Raw genomic sequence first — 20,748 nt, forward strand, 5'->3', positions numbered from 1 at the left:
GGATGAAGGATTGTTCCTGCGGCATATGCTATTGCACGTTCCGCAATTGAGGAGTTGGCTTGTGTGTTCTCATGTCCACGATCCGCACATTTTATGCCCCCAATGCGATTTGCTGGTGGCAATCCCTGAGATTGCTGTCGGGCAAAAAGCAAAATGCCCGCGCTGCCACACGACGCTGACGTCGCGCTGGAAAGAGCCGCGTCGCCGCCCGATTGCCTATGCAGTCAGCGCACTATTCATGCTGCTGTTGTCTAATCTTTTCCCTTTCGTGAACATGAAAGTTGCCGGTCTTGGCAGTGAAGTCACGCTGATTCAAATTCCCCAGGTTTTAGTCTCTGACGATTACGCCAGCATGGCGTCGTTGTTTATGATTCTGGTTCAGCTGATGCCTGCGTTAGGCATGATTTTCATCATCATTCTTTGCCAGGGCACATCGATCCCCAGTCACTGGCAGATCAGCATTGCCCGCAACTATTTTCGCCTGAAAGCCTGGTGCATGGTCGAGATTTTCCTGGCGGGTGTACTGGTCAGCTTCGTGAAACTGATGGCTTATGGTGATGTCGGCGTGGGCACCAGTTTCTATCCCTTTGTGCTGTTTTGTATTTTACAGCTCAGGGCTTTTCAGTGTACTGACCGTTACTGGATCTGGCAGCAGGTTGCCCCCGCGCCGAAGCTGAACATGCCGCTTCGGGTTGGTGAGAGCGGGTTATCGCAAGGACTACGTTCCTGCCATTGCTGTATGGCTATTTTGCCGGTCGATCAGAAACAGTGCGATCGCTGTGAGACTTCAGGCCATGCGCGCCGCAAAAACAGTTTGCAATGGACGATGGCACTGCTCATAACGTCTATATTCTTGTATATCCCCGCAAATCTGATGCCGATCATGATAACTCAGGTGTTGGGTTCGCCGATGCCATCCACCATCATGGCTGGTGTTGTCCTGCTGTGGAGTGAAGGTTCTTATCCCGTTGCCATGGTGATTCTAATTGCCAGTATCATGGTGCCGACGCTGAAAATGATTGCTATTGGCTGGCTATGCTGGGATGCGAACAGTAATAAGCCAATCGACAGGGAAAGATTGCACGTAATTTACGAGGTGGTGGAATTCGTTGGCCGCTGGTCAATGATTGACGTTTTCGTGATTGCGGTACTTTCGGCTCTGGTAAGAATGGGGCAACTGATGAGTATTTATCCGGACATTGGCGCGCTGCTTTTTGCCAGTGTTGTCATTCTCACGATGTTCGCTGCAATGACGTTTGACCCAAGGCTCATTTGGGATCGCGCTGTAATGAAGTCTGCAAAGGAGCCACAAGATGGCGGGAAATAATATGGCAGAGCACGACGGAACTGCCAAAGTAGAAAAGATTAAACGCTGGTCGCCGGTGTGGATTGTGCCGATTGTCACGGCACTGATCGGTGCCTGGATACTGTTCTATCACTACAGCCATCAGGGCCCGGAAGTGACATTGATCACCACCACGGCGGAAGGGATTGAGGGTGGGAAGACCACCATCAAAAGTCGTAACGTCGATGTCGGTAAGGTTGAATCTGTCACGCTCAGTGAAAACTTGCAGCAGGTTATCATCAAAGCCCGTCTGAACACTGGCATGGAAAAAATGCTGCGTGGCGACTCCGTATTCTGGGTCGTTAAACCCCAGATCGGTCGCGAAGGCGTGTCTGGCCTGAGCACATTATTATCCGGCGCCTATATCCAGTTGCAGCCGGGCAGCAAAGGCGATGAGAAGGCGCAATATACGCTGGACGATTCGCCGCCGCTGGCTTCGCCGGATGCCAAAGGGATACGTGTGATCCTCGAAAGTGAGCGTTCAGGCCAGCTCAGCCCGGGTGACCCGGTGCTTTTCCGTGGCTTCCAGGTCGGTACGGTGGAAACCAGCCACTTTGATCCGAAAGCCCGAAACATTAAATATCAGCTGTTCATCCGCGCACCTTACGACACGCTGGTGTCAGACAATGTCCGCTTCTGGAAAGACAGTGGTGTGAATTTCGATATGTCTGCAGCCGGTATGCGTGTGGAAATGGGCTCACTGACCACCTTATTCAGCGGTGGCGTCAGCTTTGATATTCCAAATGGCTGGACTCAGGGGCAGGCGGCTAAAAACGGCGATAATTATCAGCTGTTTGACGATCAGAAAAGTATTCAGGAATCGCTGTATACCCGTCATATGGATTACGTGCTGTTCTTCTCTGATTCTGTTCGTGGTCTGCAACCGGGCGCGCCAGTGGAGTTCCGCGGTATCCGTCTGGGTACAGTGGCCAAAGTGCCTTATCCGCTGAATGTGCTCAAGCAGCAGATCTCGGATGATTATCGTATTCCGGTGCTGATCCGTATTGAGCCTGATCGCTTTGATCAGTTGCTGGGTGCTGATTTTAATATCGCAGACCATATCCGTCAGGGGATCCAGCAAGGCCTGCGTGCCTCAATGAAATCCGCCAACCTGTTGACCGGTTCCACTTATGTCGATCTGGATTTCTATCCAAACGAGAAACCGTGGAAAGGGCCGCTGGAGATTGCCGGGATTAAACTGTTGCCGACGGTAAGCGGCGGGTTTGCGCAGATCCAACAGAAACTGATGACCACGCTCGATAAGATCAATAATCTGCCGATCGAACCGATGATGCGTGAAGCCACCAGTACGCTGGCGGAAAGTCAGAGGACTATGAAAGCGACGCAGAAAACCATCGACTCGCTGAATACGATTGTCAGCAGCAAGGAAATGAAAAATCTGCCGCAGGATATGCAGCAAACACTGATCCAACTTAACCGCAGCCTGAAAGGCTTCCAGCCTGGTTCTCCGGCATACGGACATATGGTGAATGATATGCAAAGTCTGGATAAGACCCTGCGTGAACTGCAACCGGTATTGAAAACGCTGAACCAGAAAAGTAATGCACTGATTTTCGCCGCCCCAGGGCAAGATGATCCTCAGCCGAAGAAGGCCAAACAATGATGAAATGGATACCCGTCGTCTTAGCATTATTCCTGACTGCCTGTAGCAGCAGTGACCATAAAGCCTACTACCAGTTGCCGGTGCTCAATAGTGCTCCGACAACAGGCAGCGCGATGTCATCAGGCATGACCGCGCAGCACCATCTGTGGGTTGAAAGGGTCAGTGTGGCAGATTATCTGTCAGGCAACGGGCTGGTTTATCAGACCAATGACGTGCAGTACACGCTGACCCAGAATAATCTCTGGGCCAGTCCGCTGGATCAGCAACTTCAGCAATCGCTGGTGACTTACCTGCGACGCGACTTGCCGGGGACTCTGGTTTCCACTCAGGCCGTGAGTAGTGATGACCAGGATGTACTGAACGTGAATGTGACCGGGTTCCACGGTCGCTACGACGGCACGGTGGTCATCAGCGGAAGCTGGACGCTGAGCCGCAGCGGACAGATGCTTCAGCGTGACTTTACGCTGAACCTGAAACAGAACGAAGATGGTTATGATGCGCTGGTGAAAACGCTGGCTGCCGGTTGGCAGCAAGAAGCGGGCCAGATAGCTTCACAAATTAGATGACGTTTTTTTAAGCTTAATATTATTTAAGTAAAACGTAAAAAATCCCGGTTTCTGAGTTTTCAGACGCCGGGATTTTTTTATGGCGATCAGCCAGATGAGGTTTTTATCGGCACGATTATCTTGCGCGCAATAGAATAATATAGCTCACAAATATGACATTGGCGTGAATTTTGCGCATTGACCTCTCTGCCAATTGCAGCTATTTGTTAGGTGTGGACGCAGAAGCGGGCCACTGTTTTCTTTCCACCTGACCTGAATAATGAGGGATATAAGGCATGAAGAGACAAAAACGCGATCGCCTGGAACGGGCACAATCACGTGGATATCAAGCAGGTATTGGCGGACGCTCAAAAGAGATTTGTCCGTACCAATCATTAGATGCCCGATCACACTGGCTCGGGGGTTGGCGACAAGCCATGGAGGACAGGGCCGTTACCGCTTAAGCGGCTCCCCTGTCAGAATAAGGAACAACCTCCGCTGCGCGCGGAGGTTTTTGTTTGTAGCTAACATCATCACGCGCGCTTAAAAATGCGAATAAAAAAACGGCGAGCCAGAAGACTCACCGTTTTATCAGACTCAGCAATATGCTTTCTTAGAAAGCAGCCGCGTCTTTGAACAAACCGACTTTCAGATCAGTTGCGGTGTAAATCACCACACCATCAACCAGCACTTCACCATCGGCCACGCCCATGATCAGTTTACGGTTGATAACACGTTTGAAATTCAGGCGGTAAGTCACCACTTTTGCGGTTGGAAGAACCTGACCGGTGAATTTAACTTCACCCACACCCAGTGCGCGGCCTTTGCCTTCGCCACCGAGCCAGCCCAGGTAGAAACCGACTAACTGCCACATTGCATCCAGACCCAGACAGCCTGGCATCACCGGGTCGCCGATAAAGTGACAGCCGAAGAACCACAGGTCAGGATTGATATCTAACTCAGCTTCAACATAACCTTTGCCATGGGTGCCGCCATCTTCTTGCATCTTAACGATGCGATCCATCATCAGCATATTGCCTGATGGTAATGGAGGACCGCCAGCGCCGAACAGTTCACTGCGGCCAGAAGCTACGAGGTCTTCTTTCGTATAGGAATCGCGTTTATCTACCATGTTCTATGTAAGCCTTATTTTAATGAAGGGCGAAGCTTAGCTTACAGCTGTAAGCTGAACAACTCCGATCAGCTGCGGCTGAACCAGTTCAGCCAGCGAAGAGGCCACGGGTAGCGCGGGCCACCTTGCGATGTGACCAGTGCAATGCGCTGCTGAATCAATCCCAGCAGGCTCGGACGCTCTTCTTCAGCTTCTTCTTCGTTTGTGTAAATCAGTCCGGTCAGGATAGGCAGCGCTTCGGCTGCGTTATCAACTGCCCATAAGTGAAACTGGCCTTCGCGAACGGCGTCCAGAACCTGCGGATGCAGGCAAAGATTACGCACGTTGCTGGTTGGCAGAATGACCCCTTGCTTACCGGTCAGACCGCGACGCTGACAAACTTCGAAGAAACCTTCGATTTTCTCGTTCACGCCACCAATAGGTTGCACATTCCCAAACTGATCGACAGAGCCGGTGACCGCAATTTGCTGGTTAATCGGCTGCATCGATAACGCACTGATCAGTGCGCAGAGTTCAGCGAGGGATGCGCTGTCGCCGTCCACTTCTCCGTAAGACTGCTCAAACACAATCGAAGCGGAGAAGGGCAGAGGCTGGTCGAGTTCTAACTCGGAAATCAAAAAGGCCTGCATAATCATCATGCCTTTGGCATGCAGATTGCCGCCTAATTCTGCTTTGCGTTCAACGTCAGTAAATTCACCATCGCCGGTGTGTACGACACAACTAATACGCGAAGGTTCACCTAAAGCGCGCGGATGACCCGGGTATTCCAGAACAGAGAGGCCGTTAATCTGCCCGACCACTTCACCTTCGGTTTCGATGCGGATTTGCCCAAGCTCAATTTCATCCTGCATACGTTCCTGCAGATAGCTTTCACGCCATGCGCGTGCATTAGCGGCCGCTTCCAGAGATTTGGCGCTAAGCAACTCATCTTCATTGTAGAGCGCGGCTTCACTTAGCTGGCCATTAAGCCAGACAGGGTCGAGTGTCAGGCTTCCCTGATCGGTGCTGTGGCGGATGGCAATTTTTAGAAACTCTGGCCAGGCATCGGCAGCAAGACGCGGGATCTCAAGTTCGTCGGCCAGTGTGTTGACGTAACCACACCAGGTCTCCATGTCACTTTCTTCGGTCAGTGGCAGATCGGCTTCGAATTCGCCATAAATAGCGCAATCCATCAGTTCCGGCTCCATATCACTGAGGTCACCCAGCGACAGGCGATCGCCGACCAGAATCAGACGCAGGTCAAGCGGCATTGGAGGCACAGTAACCGGCAAAGGTTTGGTTTCATCCGGGGAAACCCAGTGATACTGGCCTTCAGTGATCATCTGCTTGAGGCGCAACCACATCAGAGGCTGAGCGATAAGTGTGCGGATAGACAGCACTAACACACCGCCATTGACCTGATGCACCAGACCCGGCTCAAGCTGGATCTGATCTTTAAACAAGCGAACACAGCCAAACAACTGTTCCGGCTCAATCCATTCGCGGTACTGACAGGTAAAGCTTGCCGCGAACGTGTCTTCGGCAGTTTTGGCTGCCAGCAGCGTCACCTTATTACCATCGATATGGTAGCGGTTGCCGATCACTTCGGTTTGTTCCGGCAGCAGGCTGCTGACCACGTCAGAAATACGTGACAAGTACTCGCGATTTTCCTGCGCCTTAAGCGTCATGAAACGCGCACGGGAACGGGGATGACAAAACAGCGTTAAACCATTTTCCAGCCGGGGCTGAGTGCCTGCGAAATCGACAGGGGCTAACTGGGCAGCCGTTGCAAAAATTGCCTCGTAAGGCGCGGTATCGGGCAGTAAAAGCTGCCAGTCAAGTCGGTTATTGGTCAATGTGTTAGCTGTTTTCTATAAAAAGGGAAAGAGCGATTATACAAGAATAAATCCGGCTGCATACAATCAGAGTCGTAGCACAATTGGTCTTAGCGCACATTGCTGAACGGGTGCTTAAAAAACAGGCAAAATAAGCGGGTTTATTTGGGGTGAAAATTGAATTAAAGCTGTTATGCTTAGTAAAGTTACGTGGTCACCGAAGAGTTCACGATGAAATATCAGCAACTGGAAAATCTCGAAAGCGGTTGGAAATGGAAGTATCTGGTGAAAAAACACCGGGAAGGTGAGCGGATCACTCGTCATCTGGAAAACAGCGCTGCTGAAGAATCTGTGAATGAACTTCTCAGGCTGGAAAACGAACCGGTTAAAGTGGCGGATTGGATTGTAAATAATATGAATCCGTCGCTGGAAAATCGGTTGAAACAAACAATCCGTGCCCGCCGTAAGCGTCACTTCAACGCTGAACATCAGCATACGCGTAAGAAGTCTATCGATCTGGAATTTCTTGTCTGGCAGCGTTTGGCAGGCTTAGCGCAAAGGCGCGGAGCAACATTGTCTGACACGATCATTCAGTTGCTGGAAGATGCGGAACGTAAAGAGAAATACGCTAATCAGATGTCTTCACTCAAAGAAGATCTGGAACAAATCCTCGGTAAAAAAGAGAGCTGAGTCTCTCTTCTCCTTCCTCTGTTTATGCTTTGACTTTCTCTTCATCAGACATAAAAAAACCCCGCCGAGGCGGGGTTTTTGATGTCTGTAGCAAAAGCTAAAGAGTGTTATTAAGCCTGTGGCTGAGTAACAGTATCTTTGTAGCCTTTAACTTCGATTTCTACACGACGGTCTGGTGCCAGGCAGTCGATCAGAGCTGCACGGCCTTTAACGGAGTCACAGGTAGAACCGGTAACTGGGTTAGATTTACCCTGGCCTTGTGCAGAGATCTTGTTAGCAGGGATACCTTTAGATACCAGGTAATCTACTACGCTCTGAGCACGTTGCTCAGACAGTTTCTGGTTGTATTGTTCTGAACCGATACGGTCGGTGTAACCCAGAACGATAACAGAACCGTCTTTAGGATCGATTGAGCTCAACTGGCTGTACAGCTGATCCAGAGCCTGTTGGCCTTCTGGTTTCAGAGTCGCTTTGTTGAAGTTGAAGAGAACGTCAGATTTCAGAGTGAATTTCTTAGTCTCTACAACTGGAGCTGGCGCTGGTGCCGGAGCAACAACTGGAGCAGCTGCTTCATCTTGACCGAAACGGTAAGAAACACCTACAGACAGCATTGTGTTGTCAGGACGTGCACCAACGGTAGCTGCGTCACCAATGTTGCTAACAAACTGGTAATCCAGACGGGTAGCCCAGTTTTTGGTCACTGCGTATTCAACACCAACTGCTGCCAGTGGAGAAACACCGGTGTCGTGATCGCTTACGCGGCCGTTAGCACCGTTGTTGAAGTTACCATTGGCATCTGCACGCCAGACCATACCACCCAGACGGGTGTAGATGTCCAGATCGTCAGTCAGTGGGTAGCTCAGTTTAGCAGCCAGCTGAACGCCTTGTGCCTTGAACGCGCCATTGTTTACGCTGCCTTTGTAAGGCATACGGCCAAGCCAGTCATATCCCATTTCAAAGCCCAGGTATTGGTTCGCTTGGTAACCCAAGAACGCACCTGCACCCAGTTGACTTTCGTGGGTAGGGCCGTTGCCGATACCGTTGTAAGCATTTGCGAAACCAGTGTCATGGTATTGGGACCAGCCCAATTTACCACCGGTATACCAGGTGTTATCTTTAGGGGCGGCTTGCGCTACGGTAGCGAAACCTGCCAGTGCCACTGCTAATGCGATAGCTGTCTTTTTCATTTTGCGCCTCGTTATCATCCAAATAGGCAATTGAGCTTTATGCTTTTTAAGCCCTTGGTTAAAATCCTTACGCCAAGATTATTGCTTCATTTCAGAACTTGCCACTTTACGTTGGCATTATTGAGCAACCTTGGCGTTGTAAAGTCTACAACGTGGCGCGAAACTTACAAGCTTGATATGTTAACACCGTGGAAAAAAAGGGAAAAACGTACACATTTTTTAACGGCTTTGACTAATTGCTGACAATTTATGAAGGCAATCTACATTCGGGAAGCCCATTTTTACTGGGTTCTGGAGCTTTCTCAGCACAAATCACTAAGTTCCGCATTATTTTCGTAGGAACATTCCTATTTTGAACTAATGGTATACGGAAGAGTGAATTTTTACTGTTGAGTGATGTCCACAAGCTGAATTCTGCTCATTTGTTGGCTTCATGATGAAGCCGTAAGCTCCCCCCTGACGTGCAGCAATTTGCAATCTTTCCCTCTCAGCATCATTCAAATCTGGCAACCATCCGAGCACGACACTGTAGTTACCCGTTTGCAATGCTTTCTCCATTGCATCGACGGTCGACATCGCAGTTATCTGATTAACCTGCACCATTTTATCTACCGGTAATCCGGATTGTGATAACCAGTGGCGGCTCAATTTTTGCTGAGGTGTCAGCCACAACAACCAGCGTGATTGCATGCCGAGATGTTGCAGCAGGGGCAGCAGTAACTGGGCAAAAGCGGGTTGGCTCGCACTATAGACGAACTCAGTGATCAGACCATTATTCAAGGATGCAGACGTATTTACCTGTGCGCGGGAGACCGGCAAAGCAAGCTGACTAAAATGATGATTTGTATGGTGTTGAGTTCGCATAGAGTTGTACCCCAGTGAGTTACTGTATGAATGTACAGTACTCTGGCGATGAGCAAAGATCAACCCAATTTTTCCAAGACATCTCGCAAATTTTGAAGGCAATACCCTGCAACTGCATTTTATGTTTGTTGCCACCCATGACATTGCGTATTTTGCATTTAGCTGTTCTGGTAACTCAAACTGGTCGTAAGGAATGAATGTGAAAAGGATAACGCAATGATAAATCAATCAAAAAAAAGAGTGCTTGAATGTCTGGAACTCTTTGCCCCTTTGGGCAATATACGCTCGCGTACTCAGTTTGGCGGGTTCAGTTTATCGGCCGATAGCGCCATGTTCGGTCTGGTCTCTGACGGGGAGTTATATCTGCGGGCGAACGATGACAATGAAGCTCACTTTTGCCGTAAAAAAATGGAGCGACTGATTTACCGCAAGCGTGGGATGGATGTGCATTTACGTTATTTCAAAGTCAGTCATGACCAATGGAGTGATCCTCAGATACTCCTGAGGCTGGCGAAAGTTGCGTTAAAAGGTATGCAACGGGAAATTGAATCCAAGAAAAATAGTGAAGCCCTGCGTTTAAAAGACTTACCCAATCTCACGCTAGCACTTGAGCGAATGCTGTGGCAGGTGGGGATTGAAAATTCAGGTGACCTTCGGATGCAGGGCGCGCGCAGGGCTTATCTGAAATTGTGCGCAGTAAAAAAAAAGAATTTGGGCATTAACTTACTGATGGCGCTGGAGGGGGCTATTCTGGGTTTTCATGAAGCTGCCTTGCCGATGGCGTCCAGAGAGTTATTAACTCAATGGTTTAACCATCAGCAAGATAAGTATCCCAAGACCATGCACTAAGCCGTAACGCTTAACGGCTGCGGAGAGTCAGGAACTCTGAACGGGCAGAATTTTACTATTAAGGCTGGTGAGTTCAGGTAAATGAGCCACCAGTAATCCAATTTGCTGCAATACCAGCTGTTCTTTACTGTCCGAATCCGTGGTTCTCATCTGAATTCGGGCAGTCAGATTTTCAAGTGCCTGCTGAATACGATCCGCTTCAGAGGGCAGATGGTGCAGTGCCCCGTCCACACAACAGACCGCGTCATTGAGCAAACTCAGGATTTCTGCATCGTTAATTTTCTCGCGATGTGCGCCCAGGGCAGAGATGTAACTCAACATCGTATGGTTCAGACACAACAGCCGGAATGCGGCATCCAGTGTCGCTGTATCGTTATTCTTCTCAGAACTCATATTTGAGACAACGGACGCCAACTCTGCATCGCAGTTATGTGCATCACGGCGCGCCAGACGATAATCGAGACTGTTGTCTTTTCCCTGGTGGTATTGCACCAAAATCGCGTCAAGGTAACGACAGTTCGCATCGAAGGTTTTGCTGACGACGCGGTCGATTTGCCTGAATTTCCAGTCCGGCCAGATAAAGGTCACCGCCGCCCAGGCAATACCACAGCCAATCAGCGTATCGATAATACGGGGAATGGCGATTTCAAAACCTTCGCCCAGTAAGTTAAAGCACAACAGAACCAGCAGGGTGATGAACATCGTTGCCTGCGCGTATTGCACCGTACGAAAGGCGAAGAACAATAACCCGCTGATCACGATCAGGATCATTTGCCCGTCAATGGAAGGTACGAAATACAGTATTGGAATGCCCAGTGCGATACCGGCAAGCGTGCCGACAATCCTCAGCGCCAGTCTGCGTCGTGTGGCGCTGTAGTTAGGCTGACAGACAAACAAACTGGTGAGTAATATCCAGTAGCCGTGGTTCAAACCACTGACCTGAAGAAATACGTAGCCGACAAACAGCACGACAGACATTCGCACCGCGTGGCGAAACAAGACCGACTGTGGCGTGAAATGGCGCGATATACGCAACCAGATATCATCGAGCCCGGTCAGGCGGTCTTCGGCGAAGGTATTTTTGCCCGTCTCATTATTTTCAGGCAGCGATTGCTCGGATTCAATATTGGCCAGTTGCGCATCAATGGCGTGCAGATTGCGTAAAAGATGACGCAATGCCTGCAACATTTCCCGATGCTCACCCTGAGATTCCAGACGTTTCAGCGCCTCTTCGAGCCTAGCGAATGCGCGCTCAAACTGGCTGTTATGTTGATATTTCTGACGATAAAGAATGCATTGTGACAACTGCGAACAGGCACGCGCCTGCATACTCATTAAACGCTGGAAACGAAACAAGATATCGCTGTGATGGAATTGCTGACTCAGCTTGAGGTACTTCACGTGCGAGGAACTGGCGCGCTCATGAATATCCTGCACCACAAAATAATAATGCAACGTCCGGCGCGTTCCTTTCTGTCCCCGGTCGCCTTTCAGGCGGGTTTGCAGCGTATTTTTAGTCTGATTTAGCGTGGAAACCAGCTGTCCGTTGGCCATCGCCAGTTCAACCAGTTGCTGATTATTGTCCTCCTGATCGGGGTCGAACAGCGTCGCTTTGGCCTCCAGATAGGCCGCAAGTTGCGTAAAGCAACGTGAAATCTGATCCTGCAATGGCCGGATGGGAAAGATAATATGCCCGGCCAGCGTCAGCAGGTTATACCAGATGGCACCGGCGAGCAGGATCAGCGGTTGCTGATACCAGATGTGGTACATGCTGGTACCAAGCATGGTGTAGATGGCAATCAGCAACGCGCCGAAAGCAATGGTGGCATAACGCTGGCCGAGTGCGCCGAGCAGGATAAACCCGCACGTGGAAAGCATTAGCCCCGGCGCAAACAGCCACGGATAGGGGAAAAGTAATTCGATTGACGCGGAAGCGATGAAAAAACACACCAGCGTGATCAGCAGATTGCGCAGCCTGCCGGCCAGACGATCGTCAAGATCAGCCAGTGCGGCGGCGACGACACCGAGCGTCAGGGGAATGGTCAGTGTAATCTGACCCAGCCACCATGGAACGGCGGCCGCGCCTGCCAGAGCAATGAAAATTCTGATGTGATAAAGAACATTGCTGTTATAGGCATAGCGCCTTAAACCCGGTGCAATCGAAAGCACTAAAAAACCCCACGTAAAAAATCAAAAATGATGAAAATCAGCGAATGCGTCCGTCTTTCATCAGACGGCTGGCATTAGCTTCACGAACCTGTCTGGCGAGCTCAACAGAAACCACGCGACGCCCTACCGGCCAGAGGGCAATCACCGCGATTTTAAAATTCGCGATGCCCACCGGAATACCGATAATACTGATACATTGAGCGATACCCGCCATGATGTGGGACAAGCATAACCACCAGCCGAAGAAAATAAACCAGAATATATTCAACAGAGTACCACCACCGGACATCAGCGCATTGCGTTTTTCAGGATACAATTCATCAACGTGTACGGCTTCGTTGCCAAACGGCATCAGGGACAGGCGGGTGATTTCCCAGCAAGAGCGGGTCAGGGGCAGGGTAAAGATCAGTACTATGCTCACCAACGTGGCAAACAGCCAGGCGAGAGTGGTAAAAAAACCACCTAAAACAAAGTTGAGAATATTAAGAACTGTGCGCATGTCTGCTCTTCCCGAAGAGTTTAGAAGTTAAAAGATTTCATGTTTCCCTAAAAGAAACATACCTCGTATTCTACTCTGTTTTGTAACGTGGATCGCCTGCGCTTATCAAAGGTAAACTCTTAAATACGCTTGCATGTAAAATAATAAACATTACCTTTCCGTCAGGAATTTTAGAGAAAACACGGTGTGATGATATGGAATTGAAATCGACCTCATTCGGGAAACATCTGGCTCAGCATCCGTATAACCGGGTGCGTCTGCTTAATGCGGGCGTGGAAGTCAGTGGCGATAAACATCATTACCTGATCCCTTTCAATCAGCTTATCCAGATCCGCTGTAAGCGCGGCATCGTCTGGGGCGAGCTGGAATTTGAGTTGCCGGAACAGAAAGTTGTGCGCCTGCACGGCACCGAATGGCAGGAAACTCAGCGTTTTTATCACTACCTCCTCAATATCTGGCAGACCTGGAGTCAGGAGATGAGCGGGGTCAGCGCCGGGGTATTGCACGGACAAATCGAAAAAATCACTCAGATTGAACAGCAGGATAAATGGTTCAAACGGGCTGATTTAGCGGATGTACAAAAAGATATTCAGGAAGCCTTTTCTGCGGTGCCGGTGCCTGTAGAACGCCTCAATGATTTTGACAATTGCCGTGACGATTACCAAACCTGCCTGCGCTGGCTCGAGCAGGGCAAACGCAGCGTGACGCAGCGTAATCTGGCCTGGACCGACCGGGTAATTGCGGACAATCGTGACTTTTTCGATACCGTCGAGGTGTCGCCGCTTAACGAGAGTCAGTGTCGCGCGGTGGTCAACGGTGAGGATTCCGTTCTGGTTCTGGCCGGTGCCGGCAGCGGTAAAACGTCCGTGCTGGTGGCCCGTGCAGGCTGGTTATTGCGGCGTCAGGAAGCGCTTCCTGAACAAATTCTTTTGCTGGCCTTCGGGCGTCAGGCTGCGGATGAAATGAATACCCGCATCAAAGAACGGCTGCACACCGACGGAATCAAAGCCAAAACCTTCCATGCACTGGCATTACAAATCATTCAGGAAGGCAGCAAAAAAGCGCCGAAGATAAGCAAACTCGAAACGGATGCTAAAGCGCGCCGCAGTCTGCTGATTAAAACCTGGCAGCAGCAGTGTGCGGAGAAAAAAGTCCAGGCCAGCGGCTGGCGGCAGTGGATGACCGACGAGCTGGAATGGACAGTGCCTGACGGTGATTACTGGAAAAACAAATCGCTGGCTGAACGACTGGGCAGCCGCCTCGAACGCTGGCTCAGCCTGATGCGTATGCACGGTGGCAGTCAGGCAGAAATGATTGAAAGTGCGCCGGAAGAAGTCAGGGACCTGTTCACGAAACGCATTCGTCTGATGGCACCGCTAATGAAAGCCTGGAAAACCGCGCTCAAAGATGAAGGCGCAGTGGATTTCTCAGGGCTCATTCATCAGGCGGTCAATATTCTGGAAAAAGGCCGTTTCGTCAGTCCGTGGAAACACATTCTGGTCGATGAATTTCAGGATATTTCGCCTCAGCGCGCGCTACTGCTCTCGGCGTTACGTAAGCTTAATAAGCACACCAGCTTATTTGCTGTAGGGGATGACTGGCAGGCGATTTACCGTTTCAGCGGGGCGGAACTTTCGCTGACCACCGCTTTTGCCACCAACTTTGGCGAAGGTGCGCAATGCGAGCTGGATACGACTTACCGGTTCAACGACCGAATCGGTGAGATTGCCAATAAGTTTGTCCAGCAAAACCCTTATCAGCTGAAAAAACCACTGAACAGTCTGACCAAAGGCAATAAGAAGAACGTCGTTATCCTGCCTGAGGATCAGCTGGAAAAACTGCTGGATAAGCTAAGCGGATATGTCACTGCCGACGAGCAAATTTTGGTGCTGGCGCGCTATCATCACCTGCGACCGCAAATTCTGGAAAAAGCCGCCACGCGCTGGCCAAAACTCAATCTCGAATTCATGACCATTCACGCCAGCAAAGGGCAGCAGGCGGAATACGTGATTATCGTCGGGTTGCATGAAGGGAATGATGGTTTCCCTGCAGCAGCGCGGGAGTCCCTTCTGGAAGAAGTTTTGCTTCCGGAACCGGAGGACTTTATGGATGCCGAGGAGCGGCGTTTATTGTATGTCGCCATGACGCGGGCGAAGCATCAGGTCTGGCTGATGCAGGATAAAGAGCGTCCGTCGGTATTTGTGGAGCAACTGGAAGATATTGGCGTTCCGGCGCAGCGTAAACCCTGAAATGATGAACCCGGCAATGGCCGGGTTTTACTTTTCTGCTAATTCACATTTAACAGTGTGAGTCTTTAAATCAATCTTTCAGGCGCGACCACAAATAGCGTTGATAGTCGGGAATAACGATTTCGACATCAGACTGGAACATCGGGGAGTTGATCAGGAAATCCGCTGTCGCCACGTTAGTCGCAACCGGAATATTCCACACGGTTGCCAGACGCAGCAGGGCTTTAACATCAGGGTCATGCGGAACCGCATTCAGCGGATCCCACAGGAAAATCAGTAAATCGATTTTGCCTTCGGCAATCATCGCGCCAACCTGCTGATCACCACCCATCGGGCCGCTCAGCATACTTTTTACATTGATGCCGGTATTGCGCTGCACCAGATTACCGGTGGTGCCGGTGGCGTAGAGAATGTGTTTGGATAGTTCGGCAATATTTTTGTCGACCCATTTCATCAGGGTGTTTTTACAGTGGTCATGCGCGACCAAAGCAATATGTTTTTGTTTTGCGATCGTACGGGTCGTGTATTCCATCAAATTCCCTAAACGCGAAGTAAGAGTGGATCACAGAATACTGAAACTCTGTTTTACTGCATAGAGCGGGGACAATAATTCGGCATGAAGAGAAAGAATGCGTGATGCAGGTTAAATTACGAGGTCTGTTCCTGTTCACCGGGCAGCTTAAACCAGAGCAGAAATTGTTCAAAGCTGGTGTTTGCTGCCAGGCGAGTCCAGAGCGGATGGAGATAAGTGATTGAAATTTGCGATGGAGTACCCCGGGCAAGTACCGATTTTTTATCCGTCGCTCCTTTCGCAAATGAAGGAACTGCCGCACGTGCGCCGGACAAATTGTACGTCATCATCATTTTTTCAGCGTCAGCGGTGTGCACGGGATTAAACATATTCAGAACATCACGCTGCGTCGGTATCTGCCGACCCTGGTCATCGACCAGCTGATAGTTCATCTGCTGGTTAAATTGCGCCGCCTCGGTTTCGTTGCTCAGTTTGGGCAAAATGAACGAAACAGAGCGATTGCTTTTGGCATTGAACGTCACGATAAGGGCAGGGGAGTGATACATCGGCGTCACGCCGTTATGAAGATTCTTGCTGACCTGAAACAGGATCTGATGCTGGCCGCCGTCGAGTTCGAGACTGTCCGCGCCTTTAAGAATTGCGCCGGACATTTGTTTGCCGTCGATCACCAGAACGTCAACATCAGGGGACAATTTGAGTGAGGTCGCCGAAGCTGACGCCATCAGGCTGAGACTCGCTAATGCGACCAGCGCATGACAGACTTTCATTCTTCTTCTCCCCGGATACCAAATTGCTCATCGTCTATTATTCAGCAATGGTGATAATGTGTCAAAGTTTTACAAAATGTTTTAATTGACACGAGCAGAGTGAGGTATGTCGCCTTTTTGATCCACAGGCTGTCGGAATAGCCAGTCTGCGTTACACTTAACGAATACAGGTAAAAGGAGATATTCCCGTGCAAGATAATGATATTCGCAAGATTCTTGAGGAAGTGAAAACCATCGCTTTGGTGGGCGCCAGTGACAATCCGGGCCGTCCGAGCTTCGGCGTGATGGCGTATTTACTTTCTCAGGGCTATGAGGTGATCCCGGTCAGTCCGAAGCTGGCAGGGAAGGAATTACTCGGCCAAAAGGCTTACGGTTCACTGGCTGAAATTCCGCATCCGGTGGATATGGTTGATGTATTTCGTAACGTCGATGCCGTATATGGCGTGGCGCAGGAAGCGATTGCCATCAAAGCCAAAGTGCTGTGGCTCCAGTTAGACATTATCAACGAACAGGCGGCCGTGCTGGCAAAAGAGGCCGGATTAAAAGTGGTGATGGATCGTTGTCCGAAAATTGAAATCCCGCGTCTGGGGATGGAAAAGTAACCGGAATTTGTACCGCTATCTACGTCAAAATCAGGCAATAAAAAAACCGGCCATCGAAGCCGGTTTTTAATTTTTAAGAGCGTCCCGCAGGATTTGACTCAGTTACGCAGACGCGGCGCCTGAAGCTGGCTGCGGATGGACTCGGCCAGGTCATCCAGAGACGTTTGTTCCGGATGAGAACGCGCGGCTTCGTGATCAATCTGAATCTCTGCCAGATAGGTATGCACCGGCTGGCCTTCTTCATCTTCCATCACCACGTGATACCAGGGAGCCGTGCGCAGGGTATCGTCAGCGGCGACATCATCGACACCGGGCTTTTCGAGCGAATACTCTGCATCGACATCAATCACCACACCTAAGTAACCTAACAGTCTGTGGCGAACCTGCTGGCCGATACCGAATTTACTGGCAATCATTGTCACCTCCCAAAATAATTCATTGATCTCTATATGGAGATAAAACGTGCTATTTCAAGTTATGACCGCTCTTTCTGCTAAAAATTCGACGGCGTGTCGTCAGTACAGCACGCCGTGCTTACTTTCTCAGTTCATGACCCGGCAGGCGAAACCTTTCAGATACAGGCCTTCCGGATACGCGCCGGTCACCGGATGGTCGGCGGCCTGACGGAACTGCTCAACGAACTGAATTTCGCGACCGGCATCAAGCGCAGCATCGGCCAGAATTTTCTGGAACAAGTCAGTCGGCAGTAAACCGGAGCAAGAGAAGCTCAGCAGGATACCGCCCGGACGCAGCAGTTGCAGCGCCAGCATATTGATATCTTTGTAGCCACGACAGGCGCTCGCCAGCTGATTTTTATTCTCAACGAATTTCGGCGGATCCATCACAATCATGTCGAACTGCTGGCCTTCAGTGCGGTATTTGCGCAGCAGCTGGAACACGTCTTCACGCACGAATTCGGCTTTAGACAGATCCAGCTTGTTCAGCTCAACGTTCTGACGGGCTACATCGAGCGCGGCCTGTGAGGTATCCACGTTGGTGACTTTGGTACAACCGCCCAACAGCGCAGACACCGCGAAAGCGCCGGTATAAGAGAAGCAGTTCAGTACATTACGGCCAGCGGCGTAATTGCGCGCGGCAAGGCGGCTGTCACGCTGGTCGAGATAGAAACCGGTTTTATGGCCTTCTTTGATATCCACCAGCAGGCTCATGCCGTGTTCCTGAATAGGCAGCAGGGCTGGCGGCTCATCGCCGACCACATGCCCCTGAGTCAGTTCCAGACCTTCTTTTTTACGCACAGCCACGTCGGAACGGTCCCAGATGGCGCATTCCGGATAGCAATGTTGCAGCGCAGCTATCAGCGGCGCACGCTGATATTCGGCACCGGCAGAAAGCAATTGCAGCACCAGGAAATTCTGGAAGCGGTCGATGGTGATACCCGGCAGACAGTCGGATTCGCCGGCAATCAGGCGGTAACCATCCAGCCCGTCGCGGCTGGCGATATAGTCACGCCAGCTTTGCGCCTGTTGCAGACGGCGGATAAAGAATTCGATATCTATGTCTTCATCTTGCTTAAACGTCCAGACGCGCGCACGGATCTGAGAAGACGGTGAATAAGCACCGCGTGCCAGCCATTTTCCCTGACTGTCTACAATATCTATAGTCTCGCCGGAATTGGCTTTACCTTCGACACGGTGTACCGCGCCGGAAAATACCCACGGGTGGCGGCGGAGAAGTGATTTTTCACGGCCTTTGGCCAGAATTAAACGTGCAGTCATAAAATTAGGTTCTGTCGGTTCGGAGACAAAAAAGAGCGACATTGTCCGGTCATGCAGGTGAAATTGCAACGAACCATACCGCTAACGGAGAGAAAATTATGTCAACAGTCAGTATAGCCGCCTATGTGTACGGCATGGTGCAGGGCGTGGGTTTTCGTTTTGCGACCCAACATCAGGCAACCGGTTTAGGTTTGACCGGTTACGCAAGAAATCTTGAGGATGGCAGCGTCGAAGTCGTGGCGAGCGGGGAACAGGAAAAGGTAGATAAGCTGCTGGCCTGGTTAAAAGAGGGCGGTCCGAAGCATGCACGGGTGGATCGCGTGCTCAGTGAGCCGACCGCACCCGGCCATTACAGCGATTTTAAAATCAAATACTGAAGGTTTTCAGAGACACTTCACCGGCTTTGGCAGACCGGCAATTTTGGTTGCCTGTTTGGCCGGACCTTTCGGGAACAGCCGGAACAGATAGCGGCTGTCGCCTTTCTCTTCGCCATATTTCTGCGCCATCGCTTTTACCAGCATACGCACGGCAGGCGACGTATTGAATTCGAGATAAAACTCGCGCACGAAGCGCACGACTTCCCAGTGAGCGTCGGTAAGCTCAATGCCTTCTTCTTTCGCCAGCAGAGGCGCCATACCTTCCTGCCACTCCTGACTGTTTTTCAGGTAACCCTGAGCGTCGGTTTCAATAACCTGACCTTCAAACTCCAGCATACCACCTCAAACCCGTAAAAATGCGGCGGCCAGTTTAACAAAAACGCCGGTCAGACAAAATAAAAAGCCCCGCACGAGGGCGGGGCTGCAATTCATTGCACGTATTATCAGTTACGTGATGACATGCCCAGAATGCTCAGCAGGCTGACAAAGATGTTGTACAGCGACACATACAGGCTTACGGTCGCGCGAATATAGTTGGTTTCGCCGCCATGAATGATGTTGCTGGTTTCCCACAAAATCGCACCCGCAGAGAACAGAATAAACAGGCAACTGATGGCCAGTGACAGCGCCGGAATTTGCAGGAACAGGTTAGCGATCACTGCCACCAGCAGCACCACAAAACCTGCCATCATCATGCCGGACAAGAACGACATGTCTTTGCGCGTGGTCAGCACATAGGCCGAACAACAGAAGAACACCAGCGCTGTACCGCCGAGCGCCAGCATAATGATGTCACCTGCGCCGACAGAAAGCAGCGAACTCAGCAACGGTCCGAGCGTATAACCCATAAAGCCGGTCAGCGCGAAGGCTGACAAAATGCCTGCCAGGCTATTCGCCGTACGGTAGGTCAGAAACATCAGGCCATAAAATCCGACGATCGTCAGCAGAAAGCCCGGAGACGGCAATCTCAGAACCGTACTTGCCGTCGCAGTAATCGCGGAAACGCCCAACGTCAGCGCCAGCAGGAAATAAGTATTACGCAGCACCCGGTGCGTGCTTAGCAGCGAGCCAGCGCGTGATGATGACGAAGATGCAACGATACGATCCATGCGGTTCATAATAAAATTCTCACTCTTAACAAAAAGTTGGAGTCGGTGAAAATACAAACAGGTTGCAGTGTAAGTAGTTGCGGGGCGTCATTAAAGACGTTTTACCCTTCTTTACCTGCTCAGGGCGGGCAGGGCGCGGTTTCCTGGCTTCAAAATCACCGAAATGATGCTTAAATCGCCGCTTGCAAGCCGAATGCCTGTTTTTCAGGCAAACAAACAGAATCAGACTTTACAAGCGGATCGGCACTGTTTATAGTTCGCTTCGTTGCGGAGGGGTGGCCGAGCGGCTGAAGGCACCGGTCTTGAAAACCGGCGATGGGAAACCATTCAAGAGTTCGAATCTCTTCTCCTCCGCCATAAACAACACAAGAAAGCTGCTAAGAAATTAGCGGCTTTTTTTGTATCTGCGATTTAGTGGCAAGATTTACTGACAAGTTTAAATGCTCATAAAATCAACAAACTAGACAGAAAATAATGTTTGCATCTTTTCTTCGGTCTTGTATACTACGCCCCGTACTGAACGACTGATGTCGTAAAGTACTTGTTGTTTACGGAGGGGTGGCCGAGCGGCTGAAGGCACCGGTCTTGAAAACCGGCGATGGGAAACCATTCGAGAGTTCGAATCTCTCCTCCTCCGCCATAAACAACACATCAAAGC

At 50.5% G+C, this 20,748-nt stretch carries 21 protein-coding genes and 2 tRNA genes; 11 read left to right on the top strand and 12 right to left on the bottom strand.

Annotated features, from left to right (window positions below; genetic code table 11):
* The first annotated feature begins 25 nt into the window (after positions 1-25).
* From pqiA to rmf, 4 genes are all read left to right on the top strand, one after another.
* A complete protein-coding gene (pqiA, locus tag D6C13_RS00155; protein ID WP_208642842.1) occupies positions 26-1,327 on the top strand; it encodes a membrane integrity-associated transporter subunit PqiA in 1,302 nt (433 codons plus the stop codon).
* Positions 1,314-2,969: an intermembrane transport protein PqiB gene (gene pqiB, locus D6C13_RS00160; RefSeq protein ID WP_120130838.1), complete on the top strand. Its 1,656-nt coding sequence runs from the start codon at positions 1,314-1,316 to the stop codon at positions 2,967-2,969. Before pqiA ends, pqiB begins: the two co-directional genes overlap by 14 nt.
* Positions 2,966-3,535 carry a membrane integrity-associated transporter subunit PqiC gene (gene pqiC / locus D6C13_RS00165; RefSeq protein WP_120130839.1) on the top strand — a complete coding sequence of 190 codons (570 nt, stop codon included), beginning with the start codon at positions 2,966-2,968 and terminating at the stop codon, positions 3,533-3,535. The genes pqiB and pqiC overlap by 4 nt, the downstream gene beginning before the upstream one ends.
* A gap of 275 nt (positions 3,536-3,810) precedes the next feature.
* Positions 3,811-3,978, top strand: coding sequence for a ribosome modulation factor (gene rmf / locus D6C13_RS00170; protein ID WP_013574871.1), 168 nt, complete (start codon positions 3,811-3,813; stop codon positions 3,976-3,978).
* Positions 3,979-4,127: 149 nt separating this feature from the next.
* Here the strand turns inward: rmf and fabA are convergent, their stop codons facing one another.
* Positions 4,128-4,646, bottom strand: coding sequence for a bifunctional 3-hydroxydecanoyl-ACP dehydratase/trans-2-decenoyl-ACP isomerase (gene fabA / locus D6C13_RS00175; RefSeq protein ID WP_120130840.1), 519 nt, complete (start codon positions 4,644-4,646; stop codon positions 4,128-4,130).
* Positions 4,647-4,714: 68 nt separating this feature from the next.
* Positions 4,715-6,481 carry an AAA family ATPase gene (locus tag D6C13_RS00180; RefSeq protein WP_120130841.1) on the bottom strand — a complete coding sequence of 589 codons (1,767 nt, stop codon included), beginning with the start codon at positions 6,479-6,481 and terminating at the stop codon, positions 4,715-4,717.
* A 210-nt stretch (positions 6,482-6,691) separates the two neighbouring features.
* Here D6C13_RS00180 and matP point away from each other — a divergent pair, with 210 nt between their 5' ends.
* Entirely contained in the window at positions 6,692-7,150 is a 459-nt protein-coding gene (gene matP / locus D6C13_RS00185; protein WP_120130842.1) for a macrodomain Ter protein MatP, read from the top strand.
* 110 nt (positions 7,151-7,260) lie between these two features.
* Here the strand turns inward: matP and ompA are convergent, their stop codons facing one another.
* Positions 7,261-8,337, bottom strand: a complete 1,077-nt coding sequence (gene ompA, locus D6C13_RS00190) for a porin OmpA (RefSeq protein WP_120130843.1) — start codon at positions 8,335-8,337, stop codon at positions 7,261-7,263.
* 357 nt (positions 8,338-8,694) lie between these two features.
* Entirely contained in the window at positions 8,695-9,201 is a 507-nt protein-coding gene (gene sulA, locus D6C13_RS00195) for an SOS-induced cell division inhibitor SulA (RefSeq protein ID WP_120130844.1), read from the bottom strand.
* 216 nt (positions 9,202-9,417) lie between these two features.
* Here sulA and D6C13_RS00200 point away from each other — a divergent pair, with 216 nt between their 5' ends.
* Positions 9,418-10,050 carry a TfoX/Sxy family DNA transformation protein gene (locus D6C13_RS00200; protein ID WP_120130845.1) on the top strand — a complete coding sequence of 211 codons (633 nt, stop codon included), beginning with the start codon at positions 9,418-9,420 and terminating at the stop codon, positions 10,048-10,050.
* Between the two features lie 27 nt (positions 10,051-10,077).
* Here the strand turns inward: D6C13_RS00200 and yccS are convergent, their stop codons facing one another.
* Positions 10,078-12,219, bottom strand: coding sequence for a YccS family putative transporter (yccS, locus tag D6C13_RS00205; protein WP_120130846.1), 2,142 nt, complete (start codon positions 12,217-12,219; stop codon positions 10,078-10,080).
* Between the two features lie 37 nt (positions 12,220-12,256).
* Complete coding sequence (locus tag D6C13_RS00210; protein ID WP_112287387.1) at positions 12,257-12,718, bottom strand: YccF domain-containing protein; 462 nt, start codon at positions 12,716-12,718, stop codon at positions 12,257-12,259.
* Positions 12,719-12,912: 194 nt separating this feature from the next.
* Between D6C13_RS00210 and helD the strand changes: the two genes are divergently transcribed.
* Positions 12,913-14,967, top strand: a complete 2,055-nt coding sequence (gene helD, locus D6C13_RS00215) for a DNA helicase IV (RefSeq protein ID WP_120130847.1) — start codon at positions 12,913-12,915, stop codon at positions 14,965-14,967.
* A gap of 70 nt (positions 14,968-15,037) precedes the next feature.
* Here helD and mgsA read toward each other — a convergent pair whose 3' ends face one another.
* Entirely contained in the window at positions 15,038-15,499 is a 462-nt protein-coding gene (mgsA, locus tag D6C13_RS00220) for a methylglyoxal synthase (protein WP_120130848.1), read from the bottom strand.
* Between the two features lie 116 nt (positions 15,500-15,615).
* Positions 15,616-16,266, bottom strand: coding sequence for a DUF2057 family protein (locus D6C13_RS00225; RefSeq protein ID WP_120130849.1), 651 nt, complete (start codon positions 16,264-16,266; stop codon positions 15,616-15,618).
* A gap of 188 nt (positions 16,267-16,454) precedes the next feature.
* On the opposite strand from D6C13_RS00225, the gene D6C13_RS00230 reads away from it, so the two are divergent.
* Positions 16,455-16,868, top strand: coding sequence for a CoA-binding protein (locus tag D6C13_RS00230; protein ID WP_120130850.1), 414 nt, complete (start codon positions 16,455-16,457; stop codon positions 16,866-16,868).
* A gap of 98 nt (positions 16,869-16,966) precedes the next feature.
* Here the strand turns inward: D6C13_RS00230 and hspQ are convergent, their stop codons facing one another.
* Both hspQ and rlmI read right to left on the bottom strand, forming a co-directional pair.
* On the bottom strand, positions 16,967-17,284 hold the full coding sequence (hspQ, locus tag D6C13_RS00235) for a heat shock protein HspQ (protein WP_120130851.1): 318 nt from the start codon (positions 17,282-17,284) through the stop codon (positions 16,967-16,969).
* Positions 17,285-17,410: 126 nt separating this feature from the next.
* Positions 17,411-18,604, bottom strand: coding sequence for a 23S rRNA (cytosine(1962)-C(5))-methyltransferase RlmI (gene rlmI / locus D6C13_RS00240; protein ID WP_120130852.1), 1,194 nt, complete (start codon positions 18,602-18,604; stop codon positions 17,411-17,413).
* Positions 18,605-18,702: 98 nt separating this feature from the next.
* Between rlmI and yccX the strand changes: the two genes are divergently transcribed.
* The gene (gene yccX / locus D6C13_RS00245; protein WP_120130853.1) at positions 18,703-18,981 is read left to right on the top strand and encodes an acylphosphatase; all 279 of its coding nucleotides are present in this window, start codon (positions 18,703-18,705) and stop codon (positions 18,979-18,981) included.
* Positions 18,982-18,987: 6 nt separating this feature from the next.
* Here yccX and tusE read toward each other — a convergent pair whose 3' ends face one another.
* Both tusE and yccA read right to left on the bottom strand, forming a co-directional pair.
* A complete protein-coding gene (gene tusE / locus D6C13_RS00250; RefSeq protein WP_120130854.1) occupies positions 18,988-19,317 on the bottom strand; it encodes a sulfurtransferase TusE in 330 nt (109 codons plus the stop codon).
* A gap of 107 nt (positions 19,318-19,424) precedes the next feature.
* Positions 19,425-20,090, bottom strand: a complete 666-nt coding sequence (yccA, locus tag D6C13_RS00255; RefSeq protein WP_120131028.1) for an FtsH protease modulator YccA — start codon at positions 20,088-20,090, stop codon at positions 19,425-19,427.
* A gap of 269 nt (positions 20,091-20,359) precedes the next feature.
* On the opposite strand from yccA, the gene D6C13_RS00260 reads away from it, so the two are divergent.
* Together D6C13_RS00260 and D6C13_RS00265 are read left to right on the top strand one after the other, a co-directional pair.
* Positions 20,360-20,447: transfer RNA gene (locus D6C13_RS00260), tRNA-Ser, on the top strand.
* Positions 20,448-20,642: 195 nt separating this feature from the next.
* Positions 20,643-20,730, top strand: a tRNA-Ser gene (locus D6C13_RS00265).
* The last annotated feature ends 18 nt before the right edge of the window (positions 20,731-20,748 follow it).

Source organism: Rahnella woolbedingensis (assembly GCF_003602095.1).
In the GTDB taxonomy this organism is placed as follows: domain Bacteria; phylum Pseudomonadota; class Gammaproteobacteria; order Enterobacterales; family Enterobacteriaceae; genus Rahnella; species Rahnella woolbedingensis.

Bases quoted from the DNA above. Each gene is read 5' to 3' on its own strand.
- pqiA (WP_208642842.1), top strand. From the start codon at position 26: ATGCTATTGCACGTTCCGCAATTGAGGAGTTGGCTTGTGTGTTCTCAT.
- pqiB (WP_120130838.1), top strand. From the start codon at position 1,314: ATGGCGGGAAATAATATGGCAGAGCACGACGGAACTGCCAAAGTAGAA.
- pqiC (WP_120130839.1), top strand. From the start codon at position 2,966: ATGATGAAATGGATACCCGTCGTCTTAGCATTATTCCTGACTGCCTGT.
- rmf (WP_013574871.1), top strand. From the start codon at position 3,811: ATGAAGAGACAAAAACGCGATCGCCTGGAACGGGCACAATCACGTGGA.
- fabA (WP_120130840.1), bottom strand. From the start codon at position 4,646: ATGGTAGATAAACGCGATTCCTATACGAAAGAAGACCTCGTAGCTTCT.
- matP (WP_120130842.1), top strand. From the start codon at position 6,692: ATGAAATATCAGCAACTGGAAAATCTCGAAAGCGGTTGGAAATGGAAG.
- ompA (WP_120130843.1), bottom strand. From the start codon at position 8,337: ATGAAAAAGACAGCTATCGCATTAGCAGTGGCACTGGCAGGTTTCGCT.
- sulA (WP_120130844.1), bottom strand. From the start codon at position 9,201: ATGCGAACTCAACACCATACAAATCATCATTTTAGTCAGCTTGCTTTG.
- D6C13_RS00200 (WP_120130845.1), top strand. From the start codon at position 9,418: ATGATAAATCAATCAAAAAAAAGAGTGCTTGAATGTCTGGAACTCTTT.
- D6C13_RS00210 (WP_112287387.1), bottom strand. From the start codon at position 12,718: ATGCGCACAGTTCTTAATATTCTCAACTTTGTTTTAGGTGGTTTTTTT.
- helD (WP_120130847.1), top strand. From the start codon at position 12,913: ATGGAATTGAAATCGACCTCATTCGGGAAACATCTGGCTCAGCATCCG.
- mgsA (WP_120130848.1), bottom strand. From the start codon at position 15,499: ATGGAATACACGACCCGTACGATCGCAAAACAAAAACATATTGCTTTG.
- D6C13_RS00225 (WP_120130849.1), bottom strand. From the start codon at position 16,266: ATGAAAGTCTGTCATGCGCTGGTCGCATTAGCGAGTCTCAGCCTGATG.
- hspQ (WP_120130851.1), bottom strand. From the start codon at position 17,284: ATGATTGCCAGTAAATTCGGTATCGGCCAGCAGGTTCGCCACAGACTG.
- rlmI (WP_120130852.1), bottom strand. From the start codon at position 18,604: ATGACTGCACGTTTAATTCTGGCCAAAGGCCGTGAAAAATCACTTCTC.
- yccX (WP_120130853.1), top strand. From the start codon at position 18,703: ATGTCAACAGTCAGTATAGCCGCCTATGTGTACGGCATGGTGCAGGGC.
- tusE (WP_120130854.1), bottom strand. From the start codon at position 19,317: ATGCTGGAGTTTGAAGGTCAGGTTATTGAAACCGACGCTCAGGGTTAC.
- yccA (WP_120131028.1), bottom strand. From the start codon at position 20,090: ATGGATCGTATCGTTGCATCTTCGTCATCATCACGCGCTGGCTCGCTG.